Consider the following 9,180-nt stretch of genomic DNA (forward strand, 5'->3'; position numbering starts at 1 on the left):
CTTCGAGCGGACCCACCAGGGCGTCACCGTGATCGGCGGCGACCTCGTCGTCCACCTGGACGCCAAGAACGCCTACACCGGCGTGACCCGGGCGACGAACCGTCAGGTCACCGTCCCCACCGTCACCCCGAAGCTGACCGCCGGCCAGGCCGCCGCCAAGGCCGCCGACGCCGCGGGCGGCACCGCCGGCCAGGCCGAACTCGTCGTGGACGCCCGCGCCGACGGCGCCGTCCTCGCCTACCGGGTGACCGTCACCGGCAGCCGCGGCGCCGAAGCGGGCACCGCCCACTCCGTGGTCGTCGACGCCGCCTCCGGCAAGGTCATCAGCAGCACCCCGCACAGCGACGCCTTCATCTCGCCGAAGCTGAAGTCCACGCTGCGCGCCGAGGGGAAGCAGGCCGCCCCGCGCACCGCCACCAAGCCGGCCGCCCCCGGCCCGGCCAAGCCCGCCGCGGGCGCCTTCCCGGCGCCGGCCAACGGCACCGGCGCCTCGATCTTCGCGGGCAGCGTGCCGCTGATCACCACGCAGACGGCCAAGAGCTCCTTCACGCTCAAGGACCCCAGCCGCGGCGACGGCGAGACCCGGAACGCGGGCAAGCGGGAGCTGGAGACGTTCACCAGCGGCAAGGCGTTCACCGACACCGACAACAAGTGGGGCAACGGCACCGCCGGCGACCCCGCCAGCGCGGCGGTCGACGCCCAGTACGGCATCACCAGCACCTTCGACTACTACAAGAAGACGTTCGCGCGGAACGGCATCAAGAACGACGGCGCGGGCCCGCGTGCCCTGGTGCACTACGGCGACAAGGTCGGCAACGCCTTCTGGTCCCCGGACTGCGCCTGCATGCTCTACGGCGACGGGGACGGCGAAACGTTCAAGCAGCCGCTGGTCGCCCTGGACGTCACCGGACACGAGCTGAGCCACGGCGTCATCGAGGCGACGGCGGGCTTCGAGCCCACGCGCGTCGACGCCGCCGGCAACCAGTACGGTGAGGCCGGCTCGCTCAACGAGTCCTTCGCCGACATCTTCGGCGCGGGCGTCGAGTTCGCGGCCAACAACGCGGCGAACCCGCCGAACTACCTGCTGGGCGAGAAGCTCGGCCTGGAGCAGACCTTCCTGCGCCGCCTGGACAAGCCGTCCCTCGACAAGCTCGAAGCCACCGTCGACTACTGGGACGAGGGCTCCTACGACCGTGAGGTCCACGCCGGCTCCGGGGTCTCCTCGCACGCCTTCTACCTGCTGGCCGAGGGCAGCGGCAAGAAGACCATCGGCGGCGTGACCTACGACTCGCCCACCTACGACGGTGCGGCGGTGACCGGCATCGGGCGGGAGAAGGCGCAGCAGATCTTCTACCGGGCCCTCACCCGCTACATGGTCTCCACGACCGATTTCCACGAGGCGCGTACGGCCACCCTGCAGGCGGCCGCGGACATTCACGGCGCCGACAGCGCGGAATACCGTGCGGTGGACAAGGCGTGGGCCGGAGTGAACGTCACCGAGGCGAACACGCCCAAGCGTTGACGGCCAATCGCCGTGCCGCAATAGCGCGATGACGCCGGAAGGGGCCATGGGTGGCCGGAGCAATGTCCACCCATGGCCCCTTTCTCTTCGCCTGCCTCACTCAAGCCAGAAGACGTCGAACTGACCGTCGGCGCGGCCGACGACCACGAGGGTGCCCGGGGGCAGCGGCGTCGGGTTGTTGGCGAAGAAGACCACGTCATCGGCGTTGCTGAGGGTGACGTGGTGCCAGATCGCCGCGGCGACGGCGGCGGCCGCCGTCCTCAGGGTCGTGGCTTCGTCTCGGTTGAGGGACATGGGGGATCAACCCCTTTCATGGTGCATGAAGGGAAGAAGGGGCCTGTCGCGTGCAAGAGGAGGTGGATGCAGGGACAGGCCCCCGCGGCGGGGGCGCCGACGCGCTGGGGCGTCGTCCGCCGTGACCGGAAATGACGGGCCCGGGAGTCTAGGCTGCCGGTACCCGGTCGGCCGGTACCTTCAAAGAGATTCGCTCTCGATGAGCTCGAAAGTACGCTCCGCATTCGAGGTGGGTCAATAGCGATTTTGACGTTCCCTCGAATTGATGAAACGTCGGATAATTTTATTTCCCGAGGGAATTCTCGTCGCCCGTCTCCGCGCCCGTCTCCACGCTGGACAGGTTCTGCACCTTGCGGGCCTCGTCGACCATGGTGAGCAGGGCGTCCAGGGTCGCCGCGGAGAGCCCGTCCGCCCGCAGGGCGAGGTTGCGGACCCGGGTGTCGCGCAGCGCGATGGCCAGCGCGAGCTGCGCGTTGACGCGCTCGGCCACTTCCTCGCTGAGGAAGTACTCGGGGGGTACGCCGAAGAACTCCGCGAGCACGTCGAGCTGTTCGAGCGTGACGTTGCGCTTCTTTCCGGTGGCCAGTTCCCACAGATACGTGCCGGAGATGGAGCCGCCGGTGGTCTCCCGGATCTCCTTGGCGAGCCGGGCGTACCCGGGGCGCTTGCGCTCGTCGGGGTAGATCGCGGCGATCAGCTCGTTCAGCCGCTGGTCGAACGCGCGCAGCAGTGGCCGGCCGCCCTGGCGAGGTACTCGGTCACCACTCGTCATCGGCCGCCCTTACCCGGAGGTTTTCGTGTCGTTCGCTCCCATGGATACCGTCATCCGCCATTGTTGACAAGCAGTCGGCGCACGGCTTCACACAGCGGACACACGGGCAGCGCGACGGCCACCGGCCTGGGCCGATGGCCGTCGCGACGGGACGGAGGCCGGGGGCGGCCTAGCGTCCCGGCTTCTGCCCCTTGACGGCGAACGGGAGTTCGCGGGAGAAGAAGGTCATGTCGCCGTTGCCCACCGAGACTCCGGCGTCCGCGTGGGTCACCTCGTGCGGGGCGGATCGGTTGACGCCCACGGTCAGCCGGTAGACGGCGGTGGCGCCCGGGGCGAGCGCCCCCGTGACCGCCGGGCGCAGCGTGGCGCTCATGCCTGGGTCGCAGCCGCCCGCGACGAGGGGGACCTCCGCCCAGCCGGCGCCGGGCCGGTGCTGCCGCAGCTTGAGGTCCTTGGGTGCCAGGGCGCGGCTCCCGCCGGCGCCGTAGGCGAAGTAGGACGCGCGCAGCGCCGGGTAGGCGCGGTTGGTGGTGTTCTTCACCGTCACCGTGACCGCGCGCGACGCCCCGCCGCGCTCCAGGGTGGTGGAGCGCTGCCAGCCGCCGACGGTGACCTCCGGGCGCGTCGCGGTGGTGCTGCGGGCGGGGGCCCGGTAGGTGTGGCCGCGGCCGTCGTCGACGGAGGCGGCGACGGTGAGCGTGCCCGGACGGTCCAGGTCCTGCAGCCGCAGGGCGACGGTGTGGGGGTGCCGGGCGTCGGCGCCCTTGGCCGTGACGGGGAAGGTGAACACGCCCCGGGTGGGCCAGCTGCCGCTGCCCGGCTTCACGTCCAGGTCGACCCAGCGACGGGCGGCCGCGTCGTAGCGCTGCACCACGAGGGAGGCGGTGCTGAAGCCCCGGCTGCTGACGTCCAGGCGCACCGTCCCCTTGGTGACGGGCGTGCGCAGCGTGACGTTCGAGGACGACCACAGGCCGATGGGCAGCTGGGAATCGACACCGAAGGAGATCTTCTGAGCGGCCTTCCCGGTGCCGGCCGGCGCGAGCGCCGGCGGCGCGTCGGACGCCGTCGCGGCGGCCGCCGGGGAGGCGCCGCCCGCGACGGGGGTGTCACAACCGGACTGCGCCCGGGCGCCGTCCGGCGCCGGCCCGCTCCCCGCGGCCTGTCCGGGCGCCGCCGCGCCCACGGTGAGCGCCAGCCCGGCGGCCAGGGCCGCGACCGTTCTCACGGCGGCCCGCCGCGCCTTCGACGACCGCTGCTCTGCCACATATCGCGTCATGTACCGCCCCCGCCTGTGGGTTGATCCCGCACATCCGTACGCCTCTGCTCCGAGAGAGCGCCTTCCACAGCTGATGGTTCCCCACGGGACACGGAAATCCCATGAATTTCGCGGGCGTCCGTCTCCCCGCCGGGAAGGCCCCCCGGACGGCTGAGGGTTTATTGACTGGCCGCCCGGCCGCGGGCCGTGTTGGATGCCGTCCGTGACACTTGCAGATCATCACGAACACAGCGAGCGGGCCCTCCTCGACCGGCTGGAGGAGTACTACGACGCGGTGCCGCGCAGCGTGGCCCGGGCCGAGGACTTCGGGCCGCTGACCCTCTTCGTCCGGGAGGGCCACGGCTGGCCCTTCTACGGCCGCCCGGCCCTGGGCCGGCAGGACGCGGCGGTGACCGCCGCCGACGTCCACCGGGTACGGGCTCGCCAGCGCGAGCTGGGCCTGCCCGAAAGCTTCGAATGGGTCGCCGAGACGACGCCGGCGCTCCGCCGGGCCGCCGAAGAGGCGGGCCTCGTGGTGCACGAACACCCCCTGATGGTGCTGGACGCGAACGCACCGGCGCACGCCCCGGCCGTCGGTGACGGAGTGTCGGTGCGCATGGTGGGGCCGGACGATCCGGGTCTCGCGGGCGCGGTCGCCACGCCGTTCGTCGCGTTCGGCGAGCCCGGTACGGGCGTCGGCACCGCGGGCCCGGAGGCCCTCGCCGCGACGGAACGGGCCCTCACCGACGACGGCACCGTCGACCGGATCGCCTCCCGCCTCCGCGCCGGCCTCACGGCCGTCGCGGTCGCCACGGAGAACGGCACGCCCCTGTGCGCCGGCCAGCACCAGCCGGTGGGCACGGTGAGCGAGGTCGTCGGCATCGGCACGCTTCCCGCCGCACGCCGCCGCGGTCTCGGCCTCGCGGTCACGGCGGCCCTGGTGGCCGACGCCCGGGCGCGCGGGATCACCACCGTCTTCCTGTCGGCGGGCGACGAGCCCACGGCCCGCATCTACGCCCGGGCCGGCTTCCGCCGCGTCGCCACCGCCCTGATCGCGGAACCGGCGGAGTAGGCGCGAGCGGAGGCACGGGCCCTGACGGCATGAAAGACACCGGTGCCGCAGCCAAGCGGCGTTTCCTCGTCCTGTACGACTGCGGTATGGGCGGGACGTCGTGGTGGTGGGTGCACGCCAGGTCGCCCCGGGAGGTACGGGAGACGATCGCGCAGGTCGAGGTCGTCGACGACGCGGCCCTGACCGAGGAGGCCGGGGAGTGGGACCTGGAGGAAACCGACCTCGACGCGCCGGTCCTGCCCGTCGGTCTGGACGGGCTGAGGAAGGAGCGCGACGCCCAGCGCGGCCGGCCCGGGTTCGGTGCCCTCGCGGGCAGGAGCGTCGTCCACCTGCGGCGGCGCTGGGACGGGGAGGACGATGAGGACCCGACCCTCTACCTGCTGGAGGTGGGGCCGGACGGACGCCGGCTGCGACAGGTGAGGATGCCCGGGGACGGCACCGCCTTCAGGAGCGGCCCGGACGACTGGGCCTTCAACCCGCCCGTCGTCGACCTCTTCGACCCACGGCTGGTCGAAGAGGAGGTCGGCCGGGACGAGTTCGAGGCCCAGTGGGACCGCGCTCGCCACGACGCCTTCGCGTAGCCGCCTCACGGGGGCGGGGTGTCCACCTCGCCCCGGCGGCGTACCCGCGAAGCGGCCAGGCTGCCCAGGAAGCCGGCGAGGAAGCCCCACAGTGCGCCCAGGCCCACCAGGCGCGGCAGCTGCGCCTGGAGGGTGACCTCGCCGCCGAAGTCGTCGCCGAGGTCGCCGATGCCCAGCAGGGACAGGCCGAAGCGGGCCTCGACGTGCGTGAGCAGCCCGACGACCAGCAGGGTCACCGCCGCCGCCACCGCCAGTTGCAGGGCGTGCTGCCAGTGCCGCCGGTCGCCGGGTGAGCGTACGGCCGTCACGAATCCGGCTGCGAGCAGGGCCAGCGCGGCCAGCAGCACCAGCAGCCAGGCCCGGCCGTCGTGGGCGGAGAGGGAGGCCAGGTCCAGCGTGGCCGGGCCACCGTCGTTCTCCCGGAGGACGGCCGCCAGCGGCTTGGGCACGGGCAGGCCGATGTCGGCGGCCGGCACCTGTCCCTCCCAGGCGCCGCCGAGCCCGATCCCCAGGCCGGTCCAGGCGAGGTTGGGAAGGCCCAGCAGCAGGACGGCCAGCGTCCGGTCGGCGTGCCCGCGGGACAGGGCCACGGCCACCCCCACGACCAGACCGATGACCACGTAGGCGAACAGGACCACGAGCATCGCGAAGGCCGCCGGACGGACCGAGTCCTGGAAGCGCAGCAGCCGTGACGGCAGCGGCGTCTTGCGGGACACGGCGGTGGCGATGGCGAGGAGCACCAGCAGCCACAGCAGTGCGTAGCCGAGGGTGGGGCCCACGGCCGCGCGGAAGCCCACGGTGGGTGTGGCGCCCAGGGCCTCCCCGAGTTCGTCGATGAAGTCCTCGCCCAGCGAGATGCGGAACGTGTGCCGGGCCGCGAGCGCGACGATCCAGACGGCGAGCAGCCACAGCACGGCCGTTCGCGCGGCCCTGCCCAGCAGTTCGGCTCCGCCGGCCACCGCACGGTGGCGCAGGGGCAGCAGGAACAGTACGGCGACGGCCACGGCGCCGGCAAGGGTCACCGACAGCGGTACGACGACCAGGCCGCCGCTCGTACGGCCCACGAAGCCCGCGCCGCCCGAGAGCTCGACCGTGCCGCCGACCGCCGTGACCACGGTGGCCGCCACCACGGCCGGGAACGCGCCGGCCGGCAGCGCGTCCGCGCCCGCGGCCCACAGGCCGAGCACGGCGACGACGAGCATGGCGATGACCCCGGCGGCCACCGCCGCCAGCGCGTCCCACCACATCCGCAGCTCGTGGGAAAGGGCCCCGGCGCCGGGCGCGCGCTCCGGGGCCGGGCGGCTGGGCGGCGGTGGGTGACTCACGCTGTCTCCGGACGGGTTGGCGATGGCCGGTGTGGCGGTTCAGCCCAACGTAAGCCCGTTGCCGCCGTGCCACCCGTCCGCGCGGGCGGCCGGGGGAATCCACGGACTTCGGGGTGTCGCGGGGCGGGACGGGGGCATGCGACCCGTGCGCCCCGCTTGCGAGGCGGGCGGGTTTGCGGCACACAATGTGCCCAGGGGCGGTAAAAAGGGATGAATCAAGCGTAGGAGAAGGGCCGTGTCGTCCGAACCGCCGTCAGAACCTCGCCCCACCGGTCCACCGCCCGGCCCCCTGCCCGGACGCGGCACACCGCCGCCCGGCACCCCGTCCGGTGACCACGAGCCGACCCGGACGGACTGGAAGGCGCAGCCCTCGGACACGTCCGGCGGCCCGTCCGGCGCCGAGCCGCCGCGTCGCGGCGGGCCGGCCGGCGGCGGTGGCGGCGGTGGCGGCCCCGAAGGTGCGGGTGGCGCAGGCCCCGGCGACCGCCCCCGGCCGCCCTGGTGGCGCTCGCGGGCCGTCCTCGTCTCGGGCGCCGTGGTCGTCGCCGCGGCCCTGGCCGTCTACTTCTTCCGCCAGAGCGGCGGCACCGGCGAGGTCTTCCTGCAGTCCGCGTCGGCCGACGGCCGCGACCCCTTCACCAAGTCGACGGCCCGCGGCTACGGCAGCGAGGCGAGCGCGGCCCCCGCCGTCCCGCCGGGAACGGGCGGCGGCGTCCGCACCGTCCCCGGCTCCAAGCCCGGCCTCTACGGCGGCACCCGCAACTACGCCAGCTGCGACGTCGAACGCCAGATCGGCTTCCTCAACCAGGACAAGGCCAGGGCCCGCGCCTTCGAAGGAGCGGCCGGCATCCCCCAGGGCACCCTCGCCGGCTTCCTGCGCGGCCTGACCCCCGTGGCCCTGCGCGCCGACACCCGTGTGACCAACCACGGTTACCGCGACGGTTCCCCCACCAGCTTCCAGTCCGTCCTGCAGGCCGGCACGGCCGTGCTCGTCGACGAGCGGGGCGCGCCCCGGGTGCGCTGCGCGTGCGGCAACCCGCTGAAGGCGCCGGTCGCCGTCAAGGGCAGCCTCAAGGCCAAGGGCGACAGCTGGCCCGCCTACCGGCCCTCCGAACTGGTCGCCGTCGACTCGGCGGAGTCCGACCTCGCCTCCCTGGTCCTCTACGACACCGAGAACCGCCAGTGGTTCGAGCGCCCCTCCGGCAGCAACGGCGACGAGGACCAGCCGGTGACCCCGCCCAAGGACGGCGTGACCCCGGGCCCCACCACGACCGCCACCGCGTCGTCGAAGCCGGCCACACCGTCGCCGTCGTCCGCGCCCCCCTCCTCGCCGGGCCCGGCGGTCACGTCTCCGGCGTACGGAGCACCCGCCGTCCGCCCGAACTGAAGACCCGCCGATGCATGAACCCTCCACCCTCCCGCGGACCGCCGCCGGCCCCGGCCCGGGCCGCGCGGCCGGCCCGCGCGCCGCCGTGTGGGCACCCCTGCTCCTGACCATGGCGGCGGTCGTCTACAACGACTGGGTGCTGGAGTTCCTCCTGCCCACCGGACTGGACGCGCGCCACTCCTACGTCAGCGAGCTCTACGCCGCCGACCAGCGCTTCCACGGCCTCTTCGGCAGCATCGAGGTCGTCGCGGCCGTGCTCGTCGTCACGGGCGCCCTGCTGGCGCGCGGACCGGCGCCCGGCCGGCTGGCGAAGGCCGGCTGGTGGTCGCTCGTCGCCTTCGGCGCCTCCTCCGTCGCCGACGTCGTCGTCCCCATGCGCTGCGCACCGTCGGTGGAGAGCCCCTGCGAGGCCGTCAACCCCTGGCACACCACCACCAGCGCACTGGTCCACGCCGCACTGTTCGCCTCGATGGCCCTGCTCGTCGCCGCGGCCGCCACCGGCCGCCCCGGCTCCCCGCTGCTGCGCCGCTGGGGGCCCTGGGTGCTGGGCAGCGCCCTGCTGACGGCGCTGTCCACGGTCGGGCCGCTGTTCGGGCGGCCGGGCTGGCACGGGCTGACCCAGCGGGCCCATCTGCTGCTCGTGGGCGTGTGGTTCGTGCTGCTCGCCGCGGCGTTGCGCAGCGACGCACGCCGGTCCTGGGCCCCCGAGCCGGCGGCCCCCCTCCGGTCGCCTGTGTGAAGTCACTCCCCGGCCCCCTCCGTCAGCGGTACGTTTCGCGCGAGTGCGCATGAACGTACGGCGCCGCCCTCCGCACCGACCGGGCGGCGACGCCCGGACTCCCGGAGGTCGAGGGGTTGAAGGAGCATGGTGTGACGCCCGCCGGGGCCCCGGCCGCCGTGGGCAGCCTGGCCGAGGGCTTCGCGGCCTCGGTCCGGGCCCTTCCCGGGCGCATCGCGGTGCGGGACGGACTG

At 73.9% G+C, this 9,180-nt stretch carries 9 protein-coding genes; 5 read left to right on the forward strand and 4 right to left on the reverse strand.

The genetic code is table 11. The features are described from left to right. On the forward strand, positions 1-1,522 hold a 1,522-nt coding region (locus tag LE181_RS30825), incomplete at its 5' end, for a M4 family metallopeptidase (RefSeq protein WP_225664814.1). 96 nt (positions 1,523-1,618) lie between these two features. On the opposite strand, the gene LE181_RS30830 is transcribed toward LE181_RS30825, so the two are convergent. The 3 genes from LE181_RS30830 to LE181_RS30840 all read right to left on the reverse strand — a co-directional run bounded on the left by LE181_RS30830 (position 1,619) and on the right by LE181_RS30840 (position 3,864). Continuing rightward, a complete protein-coding gene (locus tag LE181_RS30830) occupies positions 1,619-1,816 on the reverse strand; it encodes a hypothetical protein (protein ID WP_225664815.1) in 198 nt (65 codons plus the stop codon). Between the two features lie 283 nt (positions 1,817-2,099). After that, positions 2,100-2,588 carry a hypothetical protein gene (locus tag LE181_RS30835; protein ID WP_225664816.1) on the reverse strand — a complete coding sequence of 163 codons (489 nt, stop codon included), beginning with the start codon at positions 2,586-2,588 and terminating at the stop codon, positions 2,100-2,102. A gap of 169 nt (positions 2,589-2,757) precedes the next feature. Further along, positions 2,758-3,864 carry a hypothetical protein gene (locus LE181_RS30840; RefSeq protein ID WP_225664818.1) on the reverse strand — a complete coding sequence of 369 codons (1,107 nt, stop codon included), beginning with the start codon at positions 3,862-3,864 and terminating at the stop codon, positions 2,758-2,760. A gap of 202 nt (positions 3,865-4,066) precedes the next feature. Between LE181_RS30840 and LE181_RS30845 the strand changes: the two genes are divergently transcribed. Together LE181_RS30845 and LE181_RS30850 are read left to right on the forward strand one after the other, a co-directional pair. Further along, entirely contained in the window at positions 4,067-4,915 is an 849-nt protein-coding gene (locus LE181_RS30845; RefSeq protein WP_225664820.1) for a GNAT family N-acetyltransferase, read from the forward strand. Positions 4,916-4,944: 29 nt separating this feature from the next. Further along, positions 4,945-5,496 (forward strand): hypothetical protein, encoded by a 552-nt coding sequence (locus tag LE181_RS30850; RefSeq protein WP_225664822.1) that lies wholly within the window; start codon positions 4,945-4,947, stop codon positions 5,494-5,496. Between the two features lie 5 nt (positions 5,497-5,501). Here LE181_RS30850 and LE181_RS30855 read toward each other — a convergent pair whose 3' ends face one another. Further along, the gene (locus LE181_RS30855) at positions 5,502-6,821 is read right to left on the reverse strand and encodes a streptophobe family protein (RefSeq protein ID WP_225664824.1); all 1,320 of its coding nucleotides are present in this window, start codon (positions 6,819-6,821) and stop codon (positions 5,502-5,504) included. 235 nt (positions 6,822-7,056) lie between these two features. On the opposite strand from LE181_RS30855, the gene LE181_RS30860 reads away from it, so the two are divergent. After that, complete coding sequence (locus LE181_RS30860; RefSeq protein WP_225664825.1) at positions 7,057-8,208, forward strand: DUF6777 domain-containing protein; 1,152 nt, start codon at positions 7,057-7,059, stop codon at positions 8,206-8,208. Between the two features lie 10 nt (positions 8,209-8,218). Next, complete coding sequence (locus LE181_RS30865; protein ID WP_225664826.1) at positions 8,219-8,947, forward strand: DUF998 domain-containing protein; 729 nt, start codon at positions 8,219-8,221, stop codon at positions 8,945-8,947. Positions 8,948-9,180 lie beyond the last annotated feature (233 nt).

Source organism: Streptomyces sichuanensis (assembly GCF_020328095.1).
Lineage (GTDB): Bacteria > Actinomycetota > Actinomycetes > Streptomycetales > Streptomycetaceae > Streptomyces > Streptomyces cinnamoneus.